Source organism: Janthinobacterium sp. PSRC1-1 (assembly GCF_049897525.1).
Classification (GTDB): domain Bacteria; phylum Pseudomonadota; class Gammaproteobacteria; order Burkholderiales; family Burkholderiaceae_D; genus Janthinobacterium; species Janthinobacterium tructae.
Genome location: NZ_JAFCWK010000023.1, coordinates 1 through 26,751 on the forward strand (window position 1 = coordinate 1; position 26,751 = coordinate 26,751).

Sequence of the window (26,751 nt, forward strand, 5' to 3'; positions counted from 1 at the left end):
AGGGCGGATACGGCATCCAGTTACCCGGTCTTGATATGCCTACCAAGATTTTGACAGCGGTCGATACCGTCCGCAATATCGCGAACGGCATGAAGGGAATAATACAAGGTCGGATTAGCCCAAAGGGCGTAATCCGACAACGCTGCTGACAATGTCGTCGGATTACGCGTGGCGATGCCACGCTAATCCGACCTACGCGCCCTTCTTTTTTACGTCGTCACCGTCGGTGCGTCGCGCCCCGTGCGCTCGCGAATCTGCGCCAGCTGCTCGGCCACGGCGATCAGTCCCGCCAGCGCCTCCTGGGTCGGGATGTCATGCAGTGCCGGATCGGCCTCATAGCGCTCCAGGTACAGGCGCAGGGTGGCGCCCTCGGTGCCCGTGCCGGACAGGCGCAGCACGATGCGCGCGCCATCCGTCATGATGATGCGGATGCCCTGCTGCGTCGCCACCGAGCCGTCGACGGGGTCCGTGTAGCTGAAATCGTCGGCCAGCGCCACCGTGTAAGCACCCAGCACCTGGCCCGGCAAGGCGGCCAGCTGGCCGCGCACGGCGTCCATCAGCTGCGTCGCGCACGCGCTGTCGATGTCTTCGTAATCATGGCGCGAATAGTAATTGCGGCCATACGTGGCCCAGTGCGCGCGCACGATGTCTTCCACCGATTGTTTTTTCTCTGCCAGCAGGTTGAGCCAGAACAGCACGGCCCACAGGCCATCCTTTTCGCGCACGTGGTTCGAACCCGTGCCGTAGCTTTCCTCGCCGCACAGCGTCGCCATGTCCGCGTCGAGCAGGGTGCCGAAAAATTTCCAGCCCGTCGGCGTCTCGTAGCACGGAATGCCCAGCGCGCTGGCCACCCGGTCAGCCGCGCCCGACGTCGGCATGGAGCGGGCGATGCCGGTCAAGCCCCCACGGTAGCCTGGCGCCAGCGTGGCATTCGCGGCCAAAATCGCCAGGCTGTCCGAGGGCGTCACGTCGAAGCGCCGGCCGACGATCATGTTGCGGTCGCCGTCGCCGTCCGAGGCGGCGCCGAAGTCGGGCGCATCCTCAGCGGCCATGATGGCGATCAATTCCTGCGCGTTGACAGGATTCGGGTCCGGATGGCCGCCGCCGAAGTCTTCCAGCGGCACGCCATTGATGACGCTGCCCTTCGGCGCGCCCAGCATGCCTTCCAGGATGGCCGTCGCATACGGGCCGGAGACGGCGTGCATGCCGTCAAAGCAGATGCGCAAGCCGCCCGCGAACAGGGCGCGGATGGCGTCGAAGTCGAACAGCTGCTGCATCAGTTCCGCGTAGTCAAGCACCGGGTCGATCACTTCGACCGTCATCTGCTCGATGCGCGTCAATCCCGGCGCATCGAGGTCGATGTCGGCAGCGTCGCTGATGCGGTATTCGGTGATGGTTTGCGTGCGCGCAAACATGGCTTCGGTGACCTTTTCCGGCGCCGGGCCGCCATTGGCGATGTTGTACTTGATGCCGAAATCGCCATCGGGGCCGCCCGGATTATGGCTGGCCGACAGGATGAGGCCGCCGCTGGCGCCATGCTTGCGGATCACGCAGCTGACGGCAGGCGTCGACAAAATGCCGCCCTGCCCCAGCAGCACGCGCGCGTAGCCGTGCGCGGCCGCCATGCGCAGCACCGTCTGGATGGCCGCGCGGTTGTAGTAACGCCCGTCGCCGCCCAGCACCAGCGTCTGGCCATGGCAGTCGCCGAGCGTGTCGAACACGCTTTGCACGAAGTTTTCCAGGTATTGCGGTGCGCTGAAGACCGCCACCTTCTTGCGCAAGCCCGAGGTGCCGGGCCGCTGACCAGCCACCGGTGCCGTATTGATAATTTGAATAGCCATCTTGCCTCCTTATTAACTTCCCATGTTAACCGATGCTGGCCGCGAGGCAAAGCGTTGTAGGCCTGCCACGGTGCGGCAAGCCGCTTAGCGCGATCTCCCGGCATGCAATATAATGAGAATCATTCTCATATGCGGCATTCCTGGCTGCTGACTCAACCATCGGACGCCGTGATTGCACGCTATTACCAAGAACTGTTGAACTATTGCTGGCACAGCTTGCGCAACCGCGAAGCTGCCGCCGACCTGGTGCAGGAGAGCTACGCGCGCGTGCTGGGCGAAGCGGCCGTGCGCGAACCGCGCGCGCTGCTGTATCACACGGCGCGCAACCTGCTGATCGACCAGCACCGGCGCGCCGCCTTGCGCCAGCACGAGGAACTCGACGCCCTGCCGGAAACCGCGCATCCGGCCGCACCGCGCCATTTGCAGCCGGAGCAGGCGCTGGAAAGCAGCCAGGACTGGCAAGCCTGCGTGGCCGCCATCGACGCCTTGCCGCCGCGCTGTCGCGACGCCTTCGTGCTGCACATCTTCGAGCAATTGCCGCACGCGCACATCGCCGCGCGCATGGGCATTTCCGTGAGTATGGTGGAAAAACATATCGCACGCGGCATGCTCAGTTGCCAGGCGCAGTTGTATTCTTTACGGGAAGCCACATAATGGCGCCCATGACCGCCCACCCGCCTCGCCACGCTTTCGGCCCTTCTGCCCAGGAGCAGGCGGACTTGCGCGAGTACGCCGACTTTGCCGCCACGCAAGACCCGATAGCGCTGGCGGCCGCCACCTGGTTCAGCCGGCGCGGCCAGCTTGATGCGCAGGCCGAGTTTGCCGCCTGGCTGGCGGCCGATGCGCTGCACGCGCACGCGTATGCCCAGTTGCAAGACAGCTATCGCGCGGCGCGCCGGATTCCCGCGCAGGTGACCACCCGCTGGACAGTACCAGCGCCATCCCCCCGCCGCCCGCTTCTGCGCTCCCTGCGCGTGCTGCCGTATGCGGCCGCCGCCATGCTGCTGCTCAGCGTGGGCGCGGGCGGCTACCAGTGGTGGCAACAGCAACCCACGTTCAGCCAGTCGTATGCCACCGCGCGCGGCCAGCGCCTGGCCATCGCCCTGCCCGACGGCAGCAAGGTTCAGCTCGATACGGCCACGCAGCTGCACGTCACCGTGTACCGCCAGCGCCGCGAAGTGCGTCTGGCGCACGGCGAAGCGCTGTTCCAGGTGCAAGCGAAGCAGGGCCAGCCTTTCAACGTGCTGAGCGGCCCCTTGACGGTGACGGTGGTGGGCACGCAGTTTTCCGTGCGCAACACCGTGGCCCACGACGGCCAGCTGCGCGTGGCCGTGCAACATGGCCAGGTGCGCGTGGCGGGCGCGCGGCAGGAGCAGGTCGCGCTGACGGCCGGCCAGGGCGTGACGGCCGACGCCGCCGGGAATTTGTCGGCCGTCGCCAGCCTGGCTCCCGGCAGCGTGGCGCCGTGGCGCGACGGCCGTGTCACCTTCGACAACGTGCCGCTGGGCGCGGCGCTGGCCGAGTTCGAACGCTATGGCGACACGGGCCTGGCCGTGCGCGATCCCGCCGTGGCCAGGCTGCGCATCGGCGGCAGCTTCAGCCTGACACAGCTCGACCGCTTCGCCTCTGCCTTGCCGCAGCTGCTGCCCGTCCACGTCGTGCGCGATGGTGGCGTCAGCGAGATCCGCATGGCGGCAACAATGCCGGCGCAAGCCCCTGCGATGCGGCTGCCTGCAAAATAAATGAAAATAGTTCGCATTCGCAGGTGAGGATTTGGCGCACTGCCGCGTCTACCAAGTTAATCGACACCAAATTAACTTGGAGAAATGCAACATGTGGTCCCCCCGCCTCAATCTGACACCCGCTCCCCTCGCTCTGGCCGCCATGCTGGCCCTGGGCAGCATCCCCCAGGCACAGGCGCAAACGGCGCCCACCGTCAAACTGGCCATCGCCGCCCAGCCGCTGGGTCAGGCGCTGAATGAGCTGGCGCGGCAAGCCAATCTGCAACTGCTGTTCGCACCCGAACTGGTGGCTGGCAAGACGGCGCCCGCCGTCAGCGGCACGCTGAGCGTGGCCGACAGCCTGGAACGCCTGCTGGCCGGCAGCGGCCTGGCCGCTGCCATCGACGGCAACAGCGTCATCATCCGTCCGGCGCCCGCCGCCACGGGCAAGGTGGCGACCCTGGCGGAAATCACTGTCAGCGCGCGCCAGGAGGCAACGACTGATACCGAGCTGACCAAGTCGTATGCGGCGCAGGCGGTGAGCATCGACAAGGGCCGGCAAAGCCTGCGCGAGATTCCCCAGTCCGTCTCCGTGCTGACGCGCCAGCAATTGAACGACCAGAATTTGCTGAACCTGGACGACGCCATGCGCGGCGTGACGGGCATCACCGTCGAAGCGAGCAGCACGGGCGGCAACCACGGCAATTTTTACTCGCGCGGCTATGCGCTCGATGCGGTGCAGGTCGATGGCGTGATGACGCCGGCCAGCACGGGCAATGACCTGTCGGCCGGCTTCGGCCTGGCCATCTATGACCGCGTGGAAGTGCTGCGCGGCCCGGCCGGCCTGTTCCAGGGCGCGGGCGACCCGGGCGGCAGCATCAACCTGGTGCGCAAGCGGGCGCGCGACACCTTTGCCGCCAGCGGCGTGCTCAGCGCGGGTTCCTGGGACCGCTACTACGCGGAAGCGGACGTCACGGGCCCCCTGAGCACGGATGGCAAGGTGCGCGGCCGCCTGGTGGCAGCGTATGAGCACCGGCGCTCCTTCGTCGACCATGTGTATGCGGAAAAACCGCTGCTGTACGGCACCGTTGCCGTCGATCTGGCGCCGGGCACCGTGCTGACGGGGGGCGTCACCTGGCAGCAATACAAGGGTCGTCCCGCCTTCGGCCTGCCCGCGTATGAAGACGGGCGCCTGCTCGATGTGCCCCGCTCCACCTACCTGGACCCGGCCTGGAACCACATCACGGAAAAGGTCACCGAGTACTTTGCCGAACTCGATCACAAGCTGGACAACGGCGGCCAGTTCAAGGTCACCGCCCTGTACCGTGAGCAGGATGAACCGTCGCGCAATTTCGGCTGGTCCGACTGCTCGGCCGATCCCGTCACGGGTGACAGCTGCCTGATCAGCTGGAACTACCGCAGCCACTGGAAGACGCAGGGCCTGGACGCTTACCTGGCCACGCCGTTCCAGGCGTTTGGCCGCAGCCACGACCTGATCGTGGGCGCCGACTACCGCCAGGTGCACAAGCATTTCCAGTATGGCGGCGGCGACAATGCGCCGATCAACATCTTCCATCCGGATAACAATCTCGCCCGGCCCAGCTATACCTTTTCCAACGGCAATGACAACCGCACGAAGCAGTTCGGCCTGTACGCGCGCACCCGCCTGCAAGCCACCGAGCGTCTGGCCGTCAACCTGGGCGGACGCCTGACGCACTGGGACAACCACACCATCAACCGCAATGCGTATTTCAACCAGTTCACCGATGTCAGCAACACCATCAATGCGAAATTCACGCCGTACGCGGGCCTGGTCTATGAGCTCGACAAGCAGGTGTCGGCCTATGGCAGCTACACGCGCATCTTCTCGCCCCAAAGCACCACGGACGCCGCCGGCCAGACCCTGAAACCGCGCACGGGCCAGCAATTCGAACTGGGCCTGAAGGCGGAGCTGTTCGACAAGAACGTCAATGCGCATGCGGCCCTGTTCCGCATGGAAGATGAACACCGCGTCATGCCCGATCCGGCCAATCCGCTGTTTTCCATCGGTGCGGGCAAGATGCGCAGCCAGGGCATGGAAGCCGAATTGAGCGGCAGTCCCCTGCCGGGCTGGAACATCACGAGCGGCTATTCCTACACCAGCACGCGCACCCTCGAAGGCAGCGACGACCAGAAGGCCCAGCTTTACACCTTCATCGCGCCGCGCCACAATGTCAATCTGTGGACCAACTACCGGCTGGCCGGCGCGCTCGACAAGATCAGCGTGGGCGGCGGCTTGCGCAGCGTCAGCAGCATGTACCGCCTGAACGGCCCTGTGAAATTCGCGCAGGGGCCCGTCACCACGGTGGGCTTGCAGGCAGGCTACCGCCTCAGTCCCACGCTGGAGCTGTCGCTGACGGTGAACAACCTGTTCGACAAGAAATACTACACGCGCGTGTGGGCCGCCTATGGTTCCAACTTCTATGGCGAACCACGCAATGCCATGCTGACCCTGCGCGGCCAGCTGTAACGCGCCCCCCGGGACGGCCGCCGCCAGCAATGGGGCGGCCTTCTTCGTTTACAACATCGCACTCTTGCATGTCTCGCAACCCCACACTATAATAAGAATAGTTCTCATTCACATTTGGATTCCGTTCGGAGTCTGCATCGCGCATGTCCCGCCTGCCATCGACCGGCCAGGACGGCATGGCTGATGCGCAGCTGGATGACACGCTGCGCCAGCCAGGCATCCCCGCCAAGCAAGCCTTCCCATATCAACAACGAAAAAAGGGCGTTTCATGGCGCAAGCACGTTCGCTGGCCGGCACTGCCGCCGCCACTTCCCGGTACTTTGCAGCGCTGCGACAACCACGTTTCTCACCACAAACCAAGGCATACAGCATGCACATCACTTCCATCGCGCGCCTCGGCGTCCTCGCCACCGCCCTGCTGGGCGCGGCCCTCGCTTCTGGCTCGGCCAGCGCGCACCAGATCTGGCTGCAGCAGGACGGCAAGGCAGCCAGCGTGTACTTCGGTGAATTTGGCGACAACCTGCGCGAAGCATCGCCCGGCCTGCTGGACAAGTTCAGCATCAGGAACGTGACGTGGATCTCGGCCAAAGGCGCGCAGCCGCTGCAGGCAAGCAAGACGGCCGGCGCGTTCATCCTGAATGGCAAGGTGGGCGCCGGCGAAAGCATCGTCGTCGAAGAAGACAATTACCCGTCGTGGGAAGAAAAGAAGGATGGCAAGAGCACGCGCACCGTGTGGATTCCCGCCGCGCGCCTGGTCGCCGACAGCAAGGCGCAAGCGCCCGCGCTGACCCTGGACCTGGTGCCGACCGGCCAACCGGGCCAGTTCCAGGTCAGCTACCAGGGCAAGCCGCTGGCGCAAGCCAAGGTCAACGCCGTGGTGCAATCGGGCTGGGGCAAGGAAGCGTGGAGCGATGCGCAAGGCCTGGTCAGCTTCCCGCTGCCATGGAAGGGCAGCTATGTACTGGAAGTGCAGCACACGGACAAGACGGCCGGCCAGCGCGGTGCGCAAGCCTATGACAAGGCCATGTTCGTGACCACCCTGAGCCTGCTGCAGCCGCACGGCGTGACGCCGCTGCCGGCCGGCCCGGCCCAGCCACCGAGCAAGGATCACGACTGACCATGCAAGCACCAGCCATCATTAAAATGCCGCGCCTGCGGCTCTCCGCCAGCGCCGTCTACCGCCTCGGCGTGGCCTCGCGCAGCGTGGCGGCCATCGTTGGCGGCTACGTGCTGGCAGCGCTGGTCACCATGCTGCTGTCGGTCAGCCTGCCTATGGCCCGTGCCGAAGCCGTCATGACGGCCACCCTGCTGTCGTTTGCCATCTACACCTGCGCCGTGATGTGGGTCTTCGCCACGCGCAGCGCCCTGCGCGCCTGGCTGGGCCTGTTGATTCCCGCCGCCGTCATCGCCGCCATCCTGCAGTCGATGGACGCACTCTCCTGGAGTCTCGCATGAAAGAAGGTTTCCGCCAGTCGATGGCATGGCTGCACACCTGGTCCGGCCTGCTCGTCTGCTGGATTTTGCTGCTGGTGTTTTGCGCCGGCACGGCCAGTTACTACCGCAATGAAATCACCCTGTGGATGCAGCCCGAATTGCACGGCGCCGCCGCCAGCCAGGTCAGCACCGAGGAAGCGGCCAAGGTCGCGCAACAAGCGATGCAGGAGCGCGCCACGGGCGCCACGCGCTGGTTCATCAGCCTGCCCGGCGAGCGCAATCCCGCCACGCAACTGGGCTGGAGCAAACCGTCGAAGCCCGGCGAAAAGAAACGCGGACGGCGTGGCAATTTTCATAGCGAAAAAGCCGACCCGGCCACGGGCGAGGTGCTGTCGAAGCCGCGCGAGACGCGCGGCGGCGAATTCCTCTACCGCCTGCATTTCGACCTGCACTACATGTCGGCCATCTGGGGCCGCTGGATCGTGGGTTTCTGCGCCATGTTCATGTTCGTTGCCATCATCAGCGGCATCGTCACGCACAAGCGCATCTTCAAGGACCTGTTTACCTTCCGGCCGAAAAAGGGCCAGCGCTCGTGGCTCGACGCGCACAACGTGACGGCCGTGCTGGCACTGCCCTACCACATCATGATCACCTACACGGGCCTCGTCACCCTGATGTTCCTGTACATGCCGTCCGGCGCCACGGCCGCCTACAAGGGCGACCAGGACGCCTTCTTCGCCGAAGCGTTTCCCGGCCGCTCGGGCGACAGCAAGCCGGCCGGCGTGGCCGCGCCGCTGACGCCGATCGCACCGCTCGTGCGCCAGGCGGAACAGCACTGGGGCGGCAAGGTCGAACGCATCTCCGTGAATCACCCGGGCGACGTCAACGCCACCATTTCGCTGACGCGCGCCGGCGGACGCGACATGTCGTCGAAGCAGCCGTCGATGGAATTCGATGGCGTCAGCGGCAAGCTGCTGTCGACCGACGGCGACGCGCAGCCCGGCGCGGCCGCCACACAAGGCGTGATGGTCGGACTGCACGTCGCGCATTTCGGCGGGCCGCTGCTGCGCGCGCTGTTCTTCCTCTCCGGCCTGGCCGGCTGTGCCATGGTGGCCACGGGCGCCCTGCTGTGGGCCGTCAAGACGCGCCAGAAGCAAGCCAAGGCGCTGGCCGCCGGCAAGCGCGCCAGCTTCGGCCTGCGCCTGGTCGAAGCGCTCAACATCGGCGCCATCGCCGGCATCCCGATCGCCTTCGGCGCCTACTTCTGGGCCAACCGCCTGCTGCCGGTGGCGATGGAAGAGCGCTCGAAGGAAGAAATCGCCTGCTTCTTCGGCGCCTGGGCCCTGGCCGCCATCATCGCCCAGCTGCGCCCCTCGCGCGCCATGTGGCGCATGCAGCTGGCCGTGGGCGCCTTCCTGCTGGCATCGCTGCCCGTGCTGAACGTCTTCACCACCAATTCGCACCTGGGCGTGACCCTGTTCCTGGGCCGCGGCCCCGTGGCGGTGGCCGCCTTCGACCTGGTGGTGCTGATGCTGGGCCTGGGCTTCGCGTATGCGGCGTTCAAGTTGAAACCGCTGCCGGTGAAGGCGGCCAAAACCACACCCGCCGCCAAGCCGGCAACGACGATGGAGGCCGCGTAATGGAGCTGCTGTCGAATTTTCTCGTCTTTGCCCTGTGCTATGCCGGCCTGTCTTCGCTGTGCCTGGCCATGGACCGCCACTACGCGGACCTGCACGGACGCGGCGCCGAACCGCCCGCGCCGCTGCGCCGCCGCCTGCAATGGACAGGGTCGCTGGCGCTGGCGGCCTCCCTGGCCTGGGCCATGCACATCGCCGGCGGCGGCTATGGCCTGGTCTACTGGGTCGGCAGCCTGACGGGCTGCGGATTGCTGCTGATCTGGCTGCTGCCCTACGCGCCGCACCAGGCCATGCGCCTGGCGCGCATCATCGGCGGCGCGGCCGTGCTGGCCGCCGTCGCGCTGGCAGTGCTGTAACCATCATGGCCATGCTACCCCTGCTGCCCACGCAGCTGGAAAGCCATTACCGCGCGCACCACGGCTGGCTGGTGCACTGGCTGCAGCGGCGCCTGGGCAATGCTTTTGATGCCGCCGACCTGATGCAGGACACTTTCATCCGCCTGCTGGCCGGTGCCCCCGCACAGCCGCAAACGCCAGCCCTGCGCGCGCCGAAAGCTTACCTGGCCACCGTCGCCAAACATCTGCTGATCAATCATTTACGGCGCCAGTCGCTGGAACGCGCGTGGGCCGATGCGCTGGCCGCGCAGCCAGAGCAGTACCAGCCCTCCGTCGAGCAGCGCGCGCAAATCCTGCAGGCGCTGCAAGCGGTCGATGCCATGCTCGATGGCTTGAAACCGAAGGTGCGCGCCGTCTTCATCCTGGCGCAGATCGAAGGCTATACGTATGCGGAAATCGCCGCGCAGCTGGGCATCGGCGAGCGCTCCGTGAAACGCTACATGGCCGAGGCGCTGACCGAATGCGTGCTGCAGGCGCCGGACCGGGCGCCATGAGCAGCGCCGCTCCCCTGTCTCCCCCGCTATATCCTCCGCTATCGCGCAAGGTGGCGCGCCAGGCCGTCGAATGGTATTTATTGGAGCAATCGGGCCAGGCCACGCGTGAGGACCTGGCGGCGTCGGCGCAATGGCGCGCGCGCGACCCGGAACATGCGCGCGCCTGGAACAAGGTGCAGCAGGTCGGCCAAACGGCCAGCCTGCTGCCGCCGGAGCTGGCCGCGCCCGTGCTGCGCCGGCCGCAGCGCCGCGTGGCCGTGCAGGTGCTGCTGGCATTGATGACGGCGCCGGCCGCCTGGCTGCTGGTACGCCACGAGATGCTGGCCGACTACCGCAGCGGCGTGGGCGAACGGCGCGAGGTGTCCTTGCCCGATGGCGGCACCCTGGTGCTCAACACGGACAGCGCCGTCGACCTGGCGTATGGCGCCGATGAACGGCTGCTGACCTTGCGCCGCGGCGAAGTACTGGTGCAGACGCGCCCCGACCACGCAGGCAGCCGCCCCTTCATCGTCGCCACCTGCCATGGCCGCATCCGCGCGCTGGGCACGCGCTTCACCGTGCGCGTCGACGACGACAGCAGCCGCGTGACGGTGCTCGAACACGCCGTGGAAATCACGCCGCGCGCGCCCTCGGCCACCGTGCGCACGCTCATGGCGGGACAACACAGCCGCTTCGACGCCAGCCACGCCGGCCTGCCCGTGCCAGCGCAGCCGCAAGCCGATGCATGGGCGCGCGGCATGCTGGCGGCGCAGGACATGCGCCTCGATGCGTTCGCCTTTGAGCTGTCACGCTACCGCCCCGGCCTGCTGCGCGTGGAACCGCAGGTGGCGGGCTTGCGCCTGTCAGGCGCCTTCCAGCTCGACGACACGGACGCCGTGCTGGAAAGCCTGGCGCACATGCTGCCCATCGACGTGCTGTACCGCACCCAATACTGGGTCACCCTCACAGCCCGCAAACAATAGTTTATAAAAGTTGGCCCTTTTTTTCGGCATGGCCTGTCCTGTAAGTACGACAACGACACTCCACCAGAAAGGCCAGACCATGCACCCACCCCGTTTGACTCCCCTCGCGCGCGCCATCGGCGGCGCCGTGATCCTGCTGTCGCTGGCGCAGCTGCCAGCGATGGCGGCCGATGCCGCCGCGCCAACTGCCACGCAGGTGAATGTCAGCGTGCCGCCCGGCGAACTGTCCGCCGCCATCGCCCGCTTTGCCATCGAAGCAAAAGTGAGCGTCGGTGCGGCGGCCGAACTGCTGCAAGGCGTGCGCACGCCGGGCCTGAGCGGCAGCTACACGGTGCCGCAGGCACTGGCCCGTTTGCTGGCCGGCACAGGCCTCGAGGCGCTGCCCAGCGGAGAGCGCAGCTACGTGCTGCGCAAGGCCAGCGCAACATCGCCCGGCGCGCCGATCGCCGCCACCCTGGATGAAGTCGCCGTCAGCTCCAGCGCCCTGCGCGACGGCACCACGGAAGGCAAGCGCGGCTACGCGGGGCTGACCAGCGCCACGCGTTTGAACCTGTCGCTGCGCGAAACGCCGCAGGCGGTCAGCGTCATCACGCGCCAGCAGATCGACGACCAGGGTTTGCGTACCTTGCAGGATGTGCTGGTCCAAGCGCCCGGCATCACGGTCGACCATTCGTCGAGCACGCGCGAATACGACCAGGTGTTTTCACGGGGATTTGAAGTGACGTCGTATATGTTCGACGGCATCCCGACCAGCAAGAACCTGGAAGCGCGCACCTACGACATGGCCATCTACGACAGGGTCGAAATCATCCGCGGCGCGACGGGCCTGATCAGCGGCACGGGCAGCCCGTCGGCGGCCGTCAACCTGGTGCGCAAGCGCCCGGGCCGCCGCTTTGCCGCCACGGCCGGCGCGCAACTCGGTTCGTGGGACCGCTACCGCATCGAAGGCGATGTCTCGACGCCCTTGACGGCGGACGGCAAGGTGCGCGCGCGCATCGTCGCCGCGCACGAAGACCAGCGCTCGTTCATCGACCGCTACCAGCAAAAAAAAGACGTGCTGTACGCCATCGTCGAAGCGGACCTGACGCCATCGACGGTGCTCAGCGCCGGCATCAACTACCAGAAGGAAAAGCTCAAGGGTGCAGGGCGCGACTTCCCCATGTTTTATGCCGACGGCTCGCAGACGCGCTTCCCCCGCTCGATGAACGGCACAGCCGCGTGGAGCACGTACGAGCGCGAGCAGAGCATGCTGTTCGCCACGCTCGACCACTATTTCGAGAACGACTGGATCGCCAAGCTGGCCGTCAGCCGCAGCAGCAACCAGTACGATGCCTTGCAGGGCTTTTCCGGCAATGGCTACCCGGACCGCGTGACGGGCGGCGGCATGCGGCTGTGGCTGGCCAACTGGCACAGCAAGCCGCAACAGACCTCGCTCGACGCCTATGTCAGCGGCCCGTTCCAGGCCTTCGGCCGCCAGCATGAACTGGTGCTGGGCGTGAGCGCCTCTGAACTCAAGACGAACAGCCCCATCTATCCGGGCTGGCGCCTCGATGGCTATGACTACACGGTGCCCGATATCCACGCCTGGAATGGCGATATGCCGGTGCCCGACTACAGCGGCACGCGCCTGGGCAGTTCGTACGACAAGGAACGCGAAAGCGGCCTGTACTCGACCCTGCGCCTGCGCCCGACGGATGCGCTGTCGGTGATTATTGGCGCGCGCCTGTCGTACTGGAAGCGCGACATCCGCAGCGACTATGTCAATGACACGGACCTGTACGACGCGATGCGTGAAAACGGCAAGATCACGCCGTATGCGGGCCTGGTCTACGACCTGGGCCGGCACTGGTCGGCCTACGCCAGCTACACCAGCATCTTCACGCCGCAAAGCCAGCGCGACGTCAACAGCCGCTTCCTGGCGCCGCTCGAAGGCAAGAACTACGAAGTGGGTGCGAAGGGCGAATTCTTCGGCGGCAAGCTCACCACCAGCGCCGCCGTCTTCCAGCTGAAGCAGGAAAACCTGGCCGAAGCCGATCCGGGCAATGTCTGGATCATCGGCACGGGCGGCGGTTCCTACGCCTATCACACGGTCAAGGGCGCCACCACGCGCGGCGTCGAAGCGGAAGTCTCGGGCCAGCTGCGCCTCGACTGGCAACTGACGGCCAGCTATGCCTACAGCCGCATCCGCAATGCCGCCGGCGAACGCATCCAGACCAACCAGCCGCAAGCCATGGCCAAGCTGTGGAGCACCTGGCGCCTGGCGCAAGGCATACCGGGCCTGGTGCTGGGCGGCGGCGTGAACTGGCAGAGCAATATCTACATGGATGACCGCGGGCCGAACGGCGAACGCTTCACGCAGAAAGCGTATGCGGTGGCGGGACTGATGGCGCAGTATCAGGTCAGCAAGCAATTGCTGGCGACCCTGAACGTCAACAATGTCTTCGACAAACGCTACTACTCGACGGGCATGGGCGGCTACTACGGCGATCCGCGCAACGCCATGCTGTCGCTGCGCTATCAGTTCTGAAGGACTGCACTACTTTTGAGCAGCACCTCAATGCCCTCGGGCGCCATGGCGCGGCCCAGGTAGTAGCCAAATGCCTCGTCGCAGCCCATCTCGGCCAGCAGTTCCAGCTGCGCGCCGCTTTCCACGCCGCCGGCGATGGTGCGCAGTCCGAGCGTGCGCGCCATCGCCACGATGGCGCGCACCATGGCGCCGTCGCCACCGGGCTTGCCCAGGTCGTCGACGAAGCACTTTTCGATCTTCACGGCATCCGTGGGAAAGCGTTTCAGGTAAGTGAGCGACGCGTCGCCCGTGCCGAAATCGCTGATGGCAATCGCCATGCCCAGCTGGCGGAACTGGCGCAGTATCAGTTCGCAGTTCTGGTTGCGGTCGATCAGGATGCCGGCGGCGATTTCCAGCTCGATGCAGTGCCCCGGTACGCCGGCCGCCTCCAGCGCGGCGGCGAAATTGCGCGCGATATCGCGCTGGTAGAACTGGCGCGCCGACAGGCTGACGGACACCGTCAGCATCTGCCCCTGCGCGATCCAGCTGCGTGCCTGTTCCACCGCCGTGGCCAGCACCCAGGCCCCGACCGGCAGGATCAAGGCGCTTTCTTCCAGCACCGGCAAAAAATCGAGCGGCATCATCAGTCCCAGTTCCGGATGCTTCCAGCGCAGCAGCGCCTTCACGCCCGTGATGGTGCGCGTCTTCAGGTCCATGCGCGGCTGGTAGAACAGGGCGAATTCGTTGCGTTCGAGCGCATGGCGCAGGGCCGTCTCGAGGATGGTGCGCGAATACGACTGCGTCTGCATGCGCGGCGCGTAGCGCAGGCAGGTACCTGGCGCGTGGCGCTTGGCCGCGTACATGGCCAGGTCGGCCTTCTCGATCAGTGCATTGACGTCGTCGTCATCGTCCGGGTACAGGGCCACGCCCACGCTGGCCGCCACCGACAGGCTGTATTCGCCGATGACGAAGGGCGCGGCGATGGCGGCGACGATTTTTTCGGCCACCCGCTCGGCATCGTGCGCCGTGCGCAGTTCCGTCAGCAGGATGATGAATTCATCGCCGCCCTGGCGCGCCACCGTGTCGACCTTGCGCACGCACTGCTGCACCCGGCGCGCGAACTCCGTCAGCACCTGGTCGCCCACGTCGTGCCCCAGGCTGTCGTTGATGGACTTGAAGCGGTCGATATCGACGAACAGCACGGCCAGCAAAGCCTGGTGACGGCGCGCGTAAGCGATGCCGTGCTCGAAGCGGATCTGGAAATGCAGCCGGTTCGGCAGCCCCGTCAAGCCGTCGTGGTGGGCGATGAATTCCAGCTGCTGCTCGGCGCGCCGACGCGCCGACACATCGTGCAGCAGCAGCACCGCGCCGCCCTGCGCCAGCGGCGCGCAGCTGTACTGCACGTCGATGCGCTTGCCATCGAGATGGCGCAGCAGCACGGCGCCGCGCGCCACTTCCAGCACTTCCTGCCGCGCCACGCAATCGCGCACCTGGCGCGCCGCATCGACGGGCGCGCCGTCATGGAACAGCGGCAGCAGCTCGGTCACAGGCTGGCCCAGGCCATCGTCGCCCAGCCGGCCGCCCATGGCGCTGGCGCGGGGATTGAGGTACTGCACCACGCCATCGTGGTCGGTGCCGATGACGGCTGCCGGCAGCGCGTGCAGCAGCGCCAGCGCATCTGCCATGCGCTGCGCCTGCGCCGCCTGCAGCACCACGCCCGTCGCATGGCGCATGCGCCACATGCGCGCCGCCTGCCACTGGCAGGCCAGCAGCACGGCGAGCAGCAGGGCCAGGGTCAGGCACAGCGCCAGCAGCAGCGCCGTCATGCATCACCCGGCAGGCGGAAAGTGAAGAACATGGTTTTCCTTTGCAACGCGCGCCATGCGGCCGGGCGCAGATCCATGCGGAAAGGAAATAGTATAAGAATTTCGGCGCGATATTTGCCTGATCGGACGCCGCTTGACTGGCATCAAGCGGCGCGGGGCGGGCCTGCGTCAGGTCAGCGACAGTCTCCGGGACGGCGCGGCCACGCCGGGAACGGCGTGCAGTTTGAAAATGCTGACGGCGTCGGCCAGGCTGGCCGCCTGCTGCTGCAGCGCGTCCGCGGCGGCGGCGGCCTGCTCCACCAGGGCCGCATTCTGCTGCGTCACGCCATCCATCTGGCTGATGGCGATGCTGATCTGCTCGATGCCATCGCGCTGCTCCACGCTGGCTACGGCGATCTCGCCGATGATGGCGTTCACGCGCTGCACGCTGCTGACGACATCGTCCATCGTGCGCCCCGCCTGGCCCGCCAGCACGCTGCCCTCTTCCACCGTGCGCACGGATTCGCCGATCAGCTGCTTGATTTCCATGGCTGCCGAGGCCGACCTGTGCGCCAGGCTGCGCACTTCGGTGGCCACGACGGCAAAGCCGCGTCCCTGCTCGCCCGCGCGCGCCGCTTCCACGGCCGCATTCAGGGCCAGGATATTCGTCTGGAAGGCGATGCCGTCGATGACGGCGATGATGTCGACGATGCGCTTCGACGAGGCATTGATATGGCTCATGGTCTGCACCACCTGCGCCACTGCCTCGCCGCCGCGCTGCGCCACGTCGGATGCGCCGCCGGCCAGCTGGCGCGCCTGGTCCGCGTTGTCGTTATTCTGCCGCACGGTGGAGGTCAGCTCGACCATCGCGGCGGCCGTTTCTTCCAGCGAACTGGCCTGTTCCTCCGTGCGCGACGACAGGTCCATGTTGCCGTTGGCAATTTCGACCGACGCCGTGGCGATGGCGTCCGTGCCGGCGCGCACCCGTCCCACGATGTCGGCCAGGTTGCCGCTCATCGCCTTCAAGGCACGCAGCAGGTCGCCGATTTCATCGCGGCTGCTGTCGGCCACCACGGCGCGCAAGTCGCCGGCCGCCACTTGCTGGGCGATGCCGACGGCCGCGCCCAGCGGCACCGTGATACTGCGGATCAGCCACCACACGGTGATTGATCCGACGACCAGGGTCACCAGCACGGTGGCCAGCATGGCGATGCTGGCGCTGCGGTGCGCGATGGCGTCCTGCTCCTTCATCTGCGCCATCAGGCTGTGCGACTGCTTGCCGATGGTGGCGACGATGGCGTCGATCTGGCGCGTCGGTTCGCGGTCCATGCCCTTGACCAGCGCATCGACCGTGTGGGCGCTGTCGGCGCGCGCGCCGTCATACTGCTGCAGCGCCGCCAGGTAGCTCACGCCCAGCGCGTCGTGCGCCTGCAGCGCTTGCGCCACGGGCGCCGTATCGAGTTTCAACGCGGCCATCATGGCCTGCAAGCCGGCCAACTCCTTGCGCGTCTGCGCGCCGCTGGCGACAAACGCTTCGCGGTAGCGCCGGAAGGCGGCCGCATCGCCGCCGCGCAGCAGGATGTTTTTCCACTCCTGCACCTGGATCTTGAATTCCACCTGCGCGCTGCGCGCCGCGTCGACCGCTTCCGTCAGGGCCACGGAGCGCTGCATGGCCTCCGCGCTGCGTGCGCTGGCCGCATCGAGCGCACTCCAGCCGCGCACGCCAACGAACACCAGCGCAAGGAAGAAGAAGGCGCCCAACAGACCCAGGCGGATGGAGATTTTCAGATTCGCGAGTTGCATATGTTTCTCCCGATGGCAAGAACAGGATGGCAACAAAGGCGCCACCAAAACTATCCAATTCCCACCAAATGAAGAAATCATGCCGCGCACCCCGTGAAAAACCAAGCGCTGCTTTCGCTAGAGAAACACTTTCAACACAGAAACAACAAATTACACGGGAAGGTTGACTGTCTGGCCATATTGCCCGGCTCACAGCATGGTCGGGCCGGCAACCTTGCCGGTCGCCTCAGCGCGCCGCTGCGGCCGCGCCCACGAACTCTTCGCGCAGCAGCGGGTACAAACGCCGGTAGCGCGCCAGCCGCTCGTCCAGCATGGCGCACGCCTGCGGCGCGATCGTTTCCTGCACGGGTGGGCGCGTGCACACCTGCGCGGGCGACAAGCCCGTCACCGCCATCTGCGCCAGGCGCGCCGCGCCCAAGGTGCCGCCAGCCACGCCATGGTCGTGCCGCAGCACGTGCAAGCCCGAGGCATTCGCGCACAGCCGGGCCCAGAAGCGGCTGCGCGAGCCGCCGCCGACGAACGACGCTTCTTCCAGCCGCGTGCCGGCGCTGCGCAGGGCCGCATTGCCGTCGGCCATGGCAAAGGCCACGCCTTCCATCACACTGTAGGCCAGTTCGGCGCGCCCATGTTCCGTCGACAGGCCAAAAAACACGCCGCGCGCCGTGGCGTCGTTGTGCGGCGTGCGCTCGCCGCTCAGGTAGGGCAAAAAGATCGGTGCCGTGCGCGCTTCCACGCCTTCGGCCAGCGTCACCAGTTCTCCGATGTCGGACGACTGCGTCAGCCGCGCCACCCAACTGAGGCTGGACGCGGCGCTGAGAATCACGCTCATCTGGTGCCAGCGTCCGGGCAGGCAATGGCAGAAGGCGTGTACGCCCTGCCCCGGATTGGGCGCGAAACCGTCGCTGCCGGCGAACAGCACGCCGGAGGTGCCCAGCGACAGCAGGCCGGCGCCCGCTTCCACCACGCCCAGGCCCACGGCGGCGGCGGCATTGTCGCCCGCGCCGCCGGCCAGCACCACCGCATGCGCGATACCCCATTCCTGGCACAGCGCCGGGCGTATCTGCGCGGCGGCATGGCTGCCTTCGACCAGGCGCGGCATGTGTTCGCGCGAGAGGCCAGTGGCCGCCAGCATGCGCTCGGACCAGTCGCGTTTGGCCACGTCCAGCCACAGGGTGCCGGAGGCGTCGGACATGTCGGAGACGCAGTCGCCCGTCAGGCGCAGCGCCACGTAATCCTTCGGCAGCAAGACTTTACTGATGGCGCGAAACAGCGACGGCTCGTACTTTTGCAGCCACAGCAGCTTGGGCGCCGTGAAGCCGGGCATGGCCTGGTTGCCCGTGATGGCGCGCGACTCGGGCACCAGCGCTTCGAGTTCGACACACTCGGCAAAGGCGCGCGTATCGTTCCACAAAATGGCCGCGCGCAGCACGTGCTGCTGCTTGTCGAGCAGCGTGGCGCCATGCATCTGGCCCGACAGCGCGATGCCGCGCAAGCCGGAAAACGCCACCGGCTGGGCGCTGCGGATGGCGGCGATCACGTCCAGCGTGGCGTGCCACCAGTCCTCCGGATTCTGCTCCGACCAGCCGGGATGGGGGCTCGACACGCGCAGGGTCACGCCGCTGCTGGCGAGGATGGTTTGCGCGTCGTCGGTCAGGATGGCCTTGACTTCGGAAGTGCCGATATCGATACCGAGATAGGTCACGATGGTTCCATGAAAAGTGTATGGGCGCCCGCGCACGGCGGCGATGTCACGTTATGGTAATCGCCCGGCGCCGCCAGCAGCACGGCTTTCCGCATACTTTTTCACACTTTGCCGATACGCGCCAGCCAGCGCGTTCAACCATGCTGGCGAAAATCCTTGCGGTAGATATTGGTATCCTTGCCCGTCGGCGGCAGGCGCGAGAAGCGCTCGAAGCGCAAGCCCAGTTTATTGAGCAAATTGATCGACGCCTGGTTCTGCGGCGAGGTGATGCCGTACAGGGTGGGGATGCGCAGCGTGTGCCGGGCATGCCGCACCACGGCGGCGGCGGCCTCCCAGGCATAACCCTGGCCCCAGTAGGCGGGCAGCATGGCGTAGCCGATGTCGGGGCCGGGCAGGCTGTCGCGGCGTATCATGCCGCCCATGCCGATGGCCACGCCGTCGCTGCGGCGCTCGATAACGTAAAAGCTATAGCCATGCTCGCGGAACTGCGCGATCGGACCGGCTTCCAGCGCCGCGCGCGCCGCCTCCACGGTATGGATGTTGCGGTCGCCGATATTGGCGATCCACGACGGCTCATTGATCAGTGCCAGGTAGAACGGCGCGTCCTCGGGCGTGAAGGTGCGCAGGAGCAAGCGGGGCGTCTCGATGACGATCACCGATTCTGTCGCGGCGCCGCTCATGCCGGCCACTGCATCGGATCGGTCAGCAGCTGGTACATCACGTAGGCATCGACATAGCCCAGGTGCGCGTGGCGGAAGGCCAGCGGCAGGGTGCCGATGATAGAAAAGCCCAGCTTTTTCCACAGGGTGACGGCGGCCAGGTTGGTGCTGACGACGAAGTTGAACTGCATCGCCAGGTAGCCCGCGCGGCGCGCTTCTTCCATGCAGTGCACGCCCATCATGCGACCCACGCCCACGCCCTGCGCGGCCGGGTCGACCATGAATGAGGCATTGGCCACGTGCGATCCATGGCCCGGCTGGTTCGCCACCAGCTTGTACATGCCCAGCAAGCGCTCGCTGCCCATCACGGCGACATGGCTTTGCACACCGGGGCCGAACCAGTAGGCGTGGCACGCTTCACACGTGGTATCGGCCGGGAAGGTGTAGGTGTCGCCAGCGGCCACCAGGGTCTGGAAAATCGGCCACATGGCGTCGAAGTCGGCTTCCTGGGCCAGGCGGATATCAATTTCTTTCAAGGCGGTGCTCCAGATAACAAGTGATGGCTGATTGTATCAGCGCCCCAGGCGGAAATTGACCGTTTCGGGCCGGCCCGGCAGTTGCAGACGCGATTGCGCGCGCGGCGCCTCGCTGACGATTTTCCCGCGCCGCAGTACCAGGCGCCGCGCCGCGCGCAGGCGCAGCGCTTCGACCGTGGAGCCGCAATCGAGGATCAGCAAGTCTGCGTGGCAGCCAGGCGCGATGCCATAGCCGTCCAGGCCCAGGATGCGCGCCGGCGTCTCGGTCACGGCCAAAAAACAGTCGTGCATCGCTTGCTGGCCCGTCATCTGCGCCACGTGCAAGCCCATGTGTGCCACTTCCAGCATGTCGCCCGAGCCGAGGCTGTACCACGGATCCATCACGCAGTCGTGACCAAAGGCGACGGGAATGCCGGCGGCCAGCATCTCGGGCACGCGCGTCATGCCGCGCCGCTTCGGATACGTGTCGTGGCGCGCCTGCAGGGTGATGTTGATGAGGGGGTTGGCAATGGCCGCCACGCCGGCCTCGCGGATCAGCGGCAGCAGCTTGCTCACATAATAATTGTCCATCGAATGCATGGACGTCAGGTGCGAGCCCGTCACCCTGCCCTGCATGCCGAGGCGCTGGCTGTGAAAGGCCAGGGTTTCGATGTGGCGCGACAGCGGGTCATCCGACTCGTCGCAATGCATGTCCACCATCAGGCCCCGCTCGCAGGCAAATTCGCACAGCAGGCGCACGGATTCGGCGCCGTCGGCCATAGTGCGCTCGAAATGCGGGATGCCGCCCACCACGTCAACGCCCATGGCGATCGCGCGTTTCAAATTATCAAAGGCGCCGGCACTGCGCAAGATGCCATCCTGCGGGAACGCCACCAGTTGCAGGTCGAGATACGGCGCCACTTGCCGCTTGACGTCGAGCAGCGCTTCCACGGCCAGCAGGCGCGGGTCGCAGATATCGACGTGCGAGCGGATGGCCAGCAAGCCGCGCGCCACGGCCCAGTCGCAATACTGCAAGGCGCGTTGCACCAGCGCGTCCTGCGTCAATTGCGGCTTCAGCTCGCCCCACAGGGCGATGCCTTCGAGCAGAGTGCCGGAAGCGTTCACGCGCGGCAAGCCGTAGCTGAGCGTGGCGTCCATGTGGAAGTGGGCGTCGACGAACGGCGGCGTGACCAGGTCGCCGGCGGCGTCGATCTCCTGCGCGCCCTGCACGGGCAAGGCGGGGCCGACGGCGGCGATGCGGCCGTCCTCGATGGCGATATCGATGGCGCGGCGCCCGTCGGGCAGGCTGGCATTGCGGATGACTAAGTCCATGCGGACACTCCTTGGGTTGACTACGGTGCCTGGTGTTGCAAGTTAATTGTAATTTTATACATTTTCTATAAAATGTTGCAGTGCACGAATGCTGCCACTCGCAAAAGCATGGCCATAGATTCGCTGACAACACCTTGCGCGTGCGCAAACTTCCCGCAAATGCTGCCGGGCGCATGAATAGGGCAAGCAGGTGCCGCGCGGCTGAATAAAATAACTTTCAACTAACTCGAATCACCGCTAGAATATTCATATTGCGTTGCATCATAACAAGTCCATGATCAGCTTTTAGCGCGCTACCCACTTTACAAAACGCGGCCAACTCTGGTTTTCGGGATTTTGCAGAGCGTTTTGCCAGCATTTTAATCCGTACAAAGGAGTAAATATGTTTCCGCTTCCAGAACACATTTCCAGCGCCGCCAAGTCGCAACTGGAAAGCCAGCTGCAAATCTTCAGCACCCTGACCAGCAAAGTCTTCGAAAGCGCCGAGAAAATCATCGCCCTGAACCTGAACGCAGGCAAGGCCGCGCTGTCGCATACGGCAGAAACGGCGCAGCACCTGCTGGTCACGCAAGACCCGCGCGACTTCTTCAGCTACAGCACCAGCCAGGCCCAGCCGAATATCGAAAGCGTGCTGGCGTATAGCCGCCAGCTGTTCGGCATCGCCTCGAGCACCCAGGCTGAATTGCTGGCCTCGGCCAAGGCCCGCCTCGATGCGGCCGCCCCTGCTGCCGTCCCCGCCCCGGCAGCGGCCAAGCCGGTACTGGCCGCTGTACCTGCTACTGCGGCGCCCGCGCCCAAGCCGACCGCCGCACCAGCACCGGCACCAGTGGCAGCAGCACCTGCGCCCGCCGCCAAGCCGGTCGAAGTGGCCAAGCCTGCCGCCAAGGCAGCACCCGCCCCCGTTGTCGCCCCCGCCCCAGCAGCCAAGCCAGCGGCAGCACCGGCCAAGGTTGCCGAGAAGGTCGCCGACAAGCCCGCCGTGAAAGCCGTCGACACCAAGCCAGTGGCCAAGCCGGAAGCCAAGCCTGAAACGGCCAAGCCAGTACCGGCGCCAGCGAAAGCCGCCGCACCAGCGCCAGCCAAGCCTGCCGCGAAACAATTTCCTTCCAGCAAACCCGTCGCCAAGCCGGCCAGCTCCGCCGGCAAGACCGTGGCCAAGGTTGCCGTGAAGCACGCGCCAGCACCGGCCGCCAAGCCGGCAGCCAAGACAGCCCCCAAGGGCGCGCCATCGAAACAGCTCGACATGCTGGGCGGCAAAGGCAGCGGCCGCAAGTAAGCCGCGCGCACGCCACTGACGCAGCAAAACAACGGGCTACGGCCCGTTTTTTGCGTGCCCGTCCACAGCGCGCTTTTCCGCCTTGTTGTATCCTACGCGTACTTTCCGTCCGCGTGCCCATCCTTCCGCCCCGCGACACCCCATTACTCAAAACAAAAGGTAACCATGAGTTTATCGAGGCTCATCGCCGGCTTCGTGCGTCAGCATTGGCCGGCGTATGCCGCCGCCGCCGTCATGCTGACCGGCGTGGCGACACTGACCGTCTGGATCCCGCGCCGCGTGGGCGCCATCATCGACGCGCTGGCCGCGCACCGCATGACGGCGGCCGAACTGTGGCTGGAACTGCTGACCCTGCTCGCCGTCGGCGTCGTCATCTACTTCCTGCGCGTGGGCTGGCGCATCACCCTGTTCAAGGCCGCCTACCAGCTGGGCGTGATGCTGCGCACGCGCTTCTACACGCGCATGTCGCAGCAGGGCGCGTCGTTTTACCAGAACCAGCGCACGGGCGATCTGATGGCGCTGGCGACGAACGACATCGACGCCATCGAAATGGCCGCTGGCGAAGCCATGCTGGCCGGCTTCGACGGCACCTTGACCCTGCTGATGGTGCTGGGCATCATGCTGCTGGGCGTGGACTGGCGCCTGGCCTGCATCGCCTTGCTGCCCTTCCCCTTGATGGGACTGGCCTTCTGGCGCATTTCCAGCCATATCCACACGGCGTCGACGGATTCGCTGCAACGCTTTTCCGCGCTGAACGACCATGTGCAAGAGTCCTTGTCGGGCGTGCGCACCTTGCGCGCGCTGGGCCTGGAAGAGCGCAGCAGCCAGCAATTCTCCACCCTGGCCGGCCATGCAGCCAACGCCAGCCTGACGGCGCAGCGCTGGGAAGCGGCGTATGAACCGGCCGTCGGCCTGACCCTGACGGCCGCCACCGCGCTGACCCTGGGCCTGGGCGGCTACCTGGTATGGCAAGACCAGCTGACCATCGGCGCGCTGACCAGCTTTTCCATGTACCTGGGCCAGCTGATCTGGCCCATGTTCGCCGCCGGCTGGGTACTCTCATTGATCGAACGGGGCCGCGCCGCCTGGCAGCGGCTGCAACCGATGCTCGATGCGCCGCTGGCCATCGACGACCACGGCACCATCGCCACGCTGACGCCCGGCCCCCTGCAACTGACGCACATCGGCTTCGCCTACGCTGGCCAGACGGCGCCCGCGCTGTCCGGCATTTCGCTGCTGTTGCAGCCGGGCCAGACTCTGGGCCTGGTCGGTCCCACGGGCAGCGGCAAGTCGACCCTGCTGCGCGTGCTGCTGCGCCAGGTCACGCCGCAATCGGGCACGGCCACGTGGAACGGCCAGCCGCTCGACGCCTACACCCTGCATGCGCTGCGCGCGGCCATCAGCTGGGTGCCGCAGGAGTCGTTCCTGTTCTCCGCCAGCATCGCCGACAATATCGCCCTGGCCCGTCCCGGCGCCACGCGCGAGGACGTGGAACGGGCGGCGCAGCTGGCCGACATCCACGCCGATATCCTGCAATTTCCCGAAGGCTATGCCACCCATGTGGGCGAAAAGGGCATCACCCTGTCCGGCGGCCAGCGCCAGCGCGTGGCGATCGCCCGCGCCCTCCTGGCCGACAACGGCTTGCTGCTGCTCGACGATGCTTTATCCGCCGTCGACACGGGCACGGAAACGCGCATCCTGCAGCACCTGGAAGAACTGCGCCGCAAGCGCCCCGAGCGCAGCGCCATCATCGCCAGTCACCGCCTGAGCGCCGTCGTCAACGCCGACCTGATTTTGGTGCTGCGCGATGGCCACGTGACGGAAACGGGCAGCCACGACGCGCTGATGCAGCGCGACGGCTGGTATGCCAGCCAGTGGCGCTATCAACAACTGGAGGCCAGCCTCGATGCCATCTGATATGACCAAACAACCCGTGCGCCGCCAGGCCGCGCAAGCGATCGGCCTGCTGCGCCGCGCCGCCGCGCCCGATCTGCGCCATTTATACTGGGCCACGTTCTGGCTGATCCTCGCCGCCGCGCTGGAAGTGACGGGACCGATTCTGGGCAAGGCCCTGATCGACCAGCATCTGCTGCCGCGCCACCTGGACTGGACGCGCATGTCGCTGCTGCTGGGCGGCTGCCTGCTCACGGGCTGGGTCGCCTCGGGCCTGCGCTATTTGCAGCTGGTGCGCCTGTCCGGCCTGGCCATGCGCTCGGTGCAGCGCCTGCGCGAAACCGTGTATCAACACGTGCTGCGCCTGCCGATGGCCTTTTTCGACCGCGCCATCACGGGCCAGCTGGTCAGCCGCGTCACCAACGACACGGAAGCGGTGAAATCGCTGTACGTGCAGGTGCTGTTCGTCATCCTCGACAGCTCCATCGTGCTGGTCGGCACCATGGCCGCCATGGCCTTCCTCGACTGGCGCCTGATGCTGATCGTGCTGGCCCTGCTGCCGGCGGTGCTGGTGATCGTCTTTTTGTACCAGCGCTGGAGCGCGCCGGCCGTCACGCGCGCGCGCGCGCTGCGCAGCGAGATCAACGGGCAGATCGCCGAATCGATCGGCGGCATGAGCGTGCTGCAGGCGAATAACGCGGAAAAACGCTTCGGCGCGCGCTTCACGGGCATCAACCAGGACCACTACACGGCGCGCATGCAGGAATTGCGCGCCAACGCCTGGCTGCTGCGCCCCGCGCTCGACATGCTCAACATCGTGCTGCTGGCCGTCGTCATCTTCAGCTTCGGCCAGCGCGAGATGGGCGCCCTGGAAGTGGGCGTGCTGTATGCGTTCATCAGCTATATCGCGCGTGTGATCGAGCCGCTGATCCAGATCACCATGCAATTCAGCCAGCTGCAGCAGTCGGTGGTGGCGACGGCACGCGTCTCGGCCCTGCTGGACGAAGCGCAGGCGCTGGAACACGCGCAGGGAAGACAAACACCGGCCCTGCGGCAGGCGACAGCGGACAGCAACACGCCCGCCGTGGACATCGCGCGCCTGACCTTCGCCTACGTGGAAAATCAGCCCGTGCTGCACGAGCTGTCCCTGAGCATTCCGCAGGGCGCGTTTTTTGGCATCGTCGGCCACACGGGCAGCGGCAAGTCGACTTTGCTCTCGCTGCTGCTGCGCTTTTACCCCGTCACGCAGGGCAGCATCAGCATCAATGGCGTCGCCCTCGACAGCATCGACAATGACCACTTCCGCGCCGACGTGGGCCTGGTGCCGCAAGACCCCTTCCTGCTGGCCGCCTCGGCGCGCGAAAACATCGACATGGGCCGCGGCTACACGCAGCAGCAGATCGAGACGGCCGCGCGCGCCGCGCATGCGCATGACTTCATCGCCGCGCTGGAACACGGCTACGATACGCCGCTGGGCGAAAGCGGCTCGCGCCTGTCGTCGGGGCAGAAGCAGCTGATCGCGATTGCCCGCGCGCTGGCCGGCCAGCCGCGCATTTTGCTGCTGGACGAAGCGACCTCGCGCATCGATAGCCAGACGGAGCAGATCGTGCAGCTGGCCCTGAATGAATTGCGCGGCAAGGTGACCATCATCGCCATCGCGCACCGCCTGTCGACCATCCGCGAGGCCGACCGGATCATCGTGCTCAACCATGGCCGCATCACGGAAGCGGGACCGCACGAGGAACTGATGCAGATCGAGGGCGGTTTGTACCAGCGCCTGTACCTGCTGCAGCAACTGGCAGTGTGATAGGCACGGGCGCCGTTGCGCGGCGCCACTTTTTTCTGTATGGCATTAAAGACGCCATACAGAAGGGAGTATATTGATCTGGCGGGCAGTACCAACGGCCCCAACCACACTTCCGGGGGACGCCATGCGCAGCAAACTGTCGATCAGGAATATCTTTGCCGCCATTTTTCTGCTTAGAGCCTATCCCAGTAGGGAGCGTCTTCTGCTGGCCGCGCATCAGGAGCGCGGATAAGGCGTGAGGAGGACGCGTGGCGAGCCACGCAACGACGATCAACGCAGTCCCCGCTTCTGAGGGGCGCCAGCAGGAGATGTATTCATCTACTGGGATAGGCTCTTAGCCTCACCCCTTTAAAGGTGTGTCGTCACAGATGAGATAAAAAACTGCACTCTTTGTAGCAAACATCATCTAACTGGGACAGGAGGACACTGCCATGATGATGAATGCTGTGGTATCGCACTG

Annotated in this window: 20 protein-coding genes; 13 read left to right on the forward strand and 7 right to left on the reverse strand. The window is 66.0% G+C overall.

What is annotated here, in order from left to right:
* Positions 1-209: 209 nt before the first annotated feature.
* Positions 210-1,841 carry an alpha-D-glucose phosphate-specific phosphoglucomutase gene (locus ACP7DW_RS28145; protein ID WP_426057713.1) on the reverse strand — a complete coding sequence of 544 codons (1,632 nt, stop codon included), beginning with the start codon at positions 1,839-1,841 and terminating at the stop codon, positions 210-212.
* 129 nt (positions 1,842-1,970) lie between these two features.
* On the opposite strand from ACP7DW_RS28145, the gene ACP7DW_RS28150 reads away from it, so the two are divergent.
* The 10 genes from ACP7DW_RS28150 (at position 1,971) to ACP7DW_RS28195 (ending at position 13,520) form a co-directional block, all read left to right on the forward strand.
* Positions 1,971-2,495 carry a sigma-70 family RNA polymerase sigma factor gene (locus tag ACP7DW_RS28150; protein ID WP_426057712.1) on the forward strand — a complete coding sequence of 175 codons (525 nt, stop codon included), beginning with the start codon at positions 1,971-1,973 and terminating at the stop codon, positions 2,493-2,495.
* Positions 2,496-2,503: 8 nt separating this feature from the next.
* Entirely contained in the window at positions 2,504-3,583 is a 1,080-nt protein-coding gene (locus ACP7DW_RS28155; RefSeq protein ID WP_426057711.1) for a FecR family protein, read from the forward strand.
* 91 nt (positions 3,584-3,674) lie between these two features.
* Positions 3,675-6,071: a TonB-dependent siderophore receptor gene (locus ACP7DW_RS28160; RefSeq protein ID WP_426057710.1), complete on the forward strand. Its 2,397-nt coding sequence runs from the start codon at positions 3,675-3,677 to the stop codon at positions 6,069-6,071.
* 370 nt (positions 6,072-6,441) lie between these two features.
* Positions 6,442-7,188 carry a DUF4198 domain-containing protein gene (locus tag ACP7DW_RS28165; protein ID WP_426057709.1) on the forward strand — a complete coding sequence of 249 codons (747 nt, stop codon included), beginning with the start codon at positions 6,442-6,444 and terminating at the stop codon, positions 7,186-7,188.
* A gap of 2 nt (positions 7,189-7,190) precedes the next feature.
* Positions 7,191-7,526, forward strand: a complete 336-nt coding sequence (locus ACP7DW_RS28170) for a DUF3649 domain-containing protein (protein WP_426057708.1) — start codon at positions 7,191-7,193, stop codon at positions 7,524-7,526.
* Positions 7,523-9,145, forward strand: coding sequence for a PepSY-associated TM helix domain-containing protein (locus tag ACP7DW_RS28175; protein WP_426057707.1), 1,623 nt, complete (start codon positions 7,523-7,525; stop codon positions 9,143-9,145). The genes ACP7DW_RS28170 and ACP7DW_RS28175 overlap by 4 nt, the downstream gene beginning before the upstream one ends.
* Positions 9,145-9,498 carry a DUF3325 domain-containing protein gene (locus ACP7DW_RS28180; RefSeq protein ID WP_426057706.1) on the forward strand — a complete coding sequence of 118 codons (354 nt, stop codon included), beginning with the start codon at positions 9,145-9,147 and terminating at the stop codon, positions 9,496-9,498. The genes ACP7DW_RS28175 and ACP7DW_RS28180 overlap by 1 nt, the downstream gene beginning before the upstream one ends.
* A 5-nt stretch (positions 9,499-9,503) precedes the next feature.
* Positions 9,504-10,031, forward strand: a complete 528-nt coding sequence (locus tag ACP7DW_RS28185; RefSeq protein ID WP_426057705.1) for a sigma-70 family RNA polymerase sigma factor — start codon at positions 9,504-9,506, stop codon at positions 10,029-10,031.
* On the forward strand, positions 9,998-10,993 hold the full coding sequence (locus ACP7DW_RS28190) for a FecR domain-containing protein (protein ID WP_426057704.1): 996 nt from the start codon (positions 9,998-10,000) through the stop codon (positions 10,991-10,993). Before ACP7DW_RS28185 ends, ACP7DW_RS28190 begins: the two co-directional genes overlap by 34 nt.
* A 79-nt stretch (positions 10,994-11,072) precedes the next feature.
* A complete protein-coding gene (locus ACP7DW_RS28195) occupies positions 11,073-13,520 on the forward strand; it encodes a TonB-dependent siderophore receptor (protein ID WP_426057703.1) in 2,448 nt (815 codons plus the stop codon).
* On the opposite strand, the gene ACP7DW_RS28200 is transcribed toward ACP7DW_RS28195, so the two are convergent.
* From ACP7DW_RS28200 to ACP7DW_RS28225, 6 genes are all read right to left on the reverse strand, one after another.
* On the reverse strand, positions 13,511-15,325 hold the full coding sequence (locus ACP7DW_RS28200; protein WP_426057702.1) for a putative bifunctional diguanylate cyclase/phosphodiesterase: 1,815 nt from the start codon (positions 15,323-15,325) through the stop codon (positions 13,511-13,513). The two genes, ACP7DW_RS28195 and ACP7DW_RS28200, sit on opposite strands and share 10 nt — an antisense overlap.
* 168 nt (positions 15,326-15,493) lie before the next feature.
* Positions 15,494-17,107, reverse strand: coding sequence for a methyl-accepting chemotaxis protein (locus tag ACP7DW_RS28205; RefSeq protein WP_426057701.1), 1,614 nt, complete (start codon positions 17,105-17,107; stop codon positions 15,494-15,496).
* Positions 17,108-17,333: 226 nt separating this feature from the next.
* Positions 17,334-18,809, reverse strand: coding sequence for a xylulokinase (xylB, locus tag ACP7DW_RS28210; protein ID WP_426057700.1), 1,476 nt, complete (start codon positions 18,807-18,809; stop codon positions 17,334-17,336).
* Between the two features lie 134 nt (positions 18,810-18,943).
* Positions 18,944-19,489: a GNAT family N-acetyltransferase gene (locus tag ACP7DW_RS28215; protein WP_426057699.1), complete on the reverse strand. Its 546-nt coding sequence runs from the start codon at positions 19,487-19,489 to the stop codon at positions 18,944-18,946.
* Positions 19,486-20,004 (reverse strand): GNAT family N-acetyltransferase, encoded by a 519-nt coding sequence (locus ACP7DW_RS28220; RefSeq protein WP_426057698.1) that lies wholly within the window; start codon positions 20,002-20,004, stop codon positions 19,486-19,488. The genes ACP7DW_RS28215 and ACP7DW_RS28220 overlap by 4 nt, the downstream gene beginning before the upstream one ends.
* 36 nt (positions 20,005-20,040) lie before the next feature.
* A complete protein-coding gene (locus tag ACP7DW_RS28225; RefSeq protein WP_298406947.1) occupies positions 20,041-21,315 on the reverse strand; it encodes an amidohydrolase family protein in 1,275 nt (424 codons plus the stop codon).
* A 382-nt stretch (positions 21,316-21,697) separates the two neighbouring features.
* On the opposite strand from ACP7DW_RS28225, the gene ACP7DW_RS28230 reads away from it, so the two are divergent.
* The 3 genes from ACP7DW_RS28230 (at position 21,698) to ACP7DW_RS28240 (ending at position 26,291) form a co-directional block, all read left to right on the forward strand.
* The gene (locus ACP7DW_RS28230; protein WP_426057697.1) at positions 21,698-22,591 is read left to right on the forward strand and encodes a phasin family protein; all 894 of its coding nucleotides are present in this window, start codon (positions 21,698-21,700) and stop codon (positions 22,589-22,591) included.
* A gap of 165 nt (positions 22,592-22,756) precedes the next feature.
* Entirely contained in the window at positions 22,757-24,508 is a 1,752-nt protein-coding gene (locus ACP7DW_RS28235) for an ABC transporter ATP-binding protein (protein WP_426057696.1), read from the forward strand.
* 1 nt (position 24,509) lies between these two features.
* Complete coding sequence (locus ACP7DW_RS28240; RefSeq protein WP_426057695.1) at positions 24,510-26,291, forward strand: ABC transporter ATP-binding protein; 1,782 nt, start codon at positions 24,510-24,512, stop codon at positions 26,289-26,291.
* Positions 26,292-26,751: the final 460 nt, after the last annotated feature.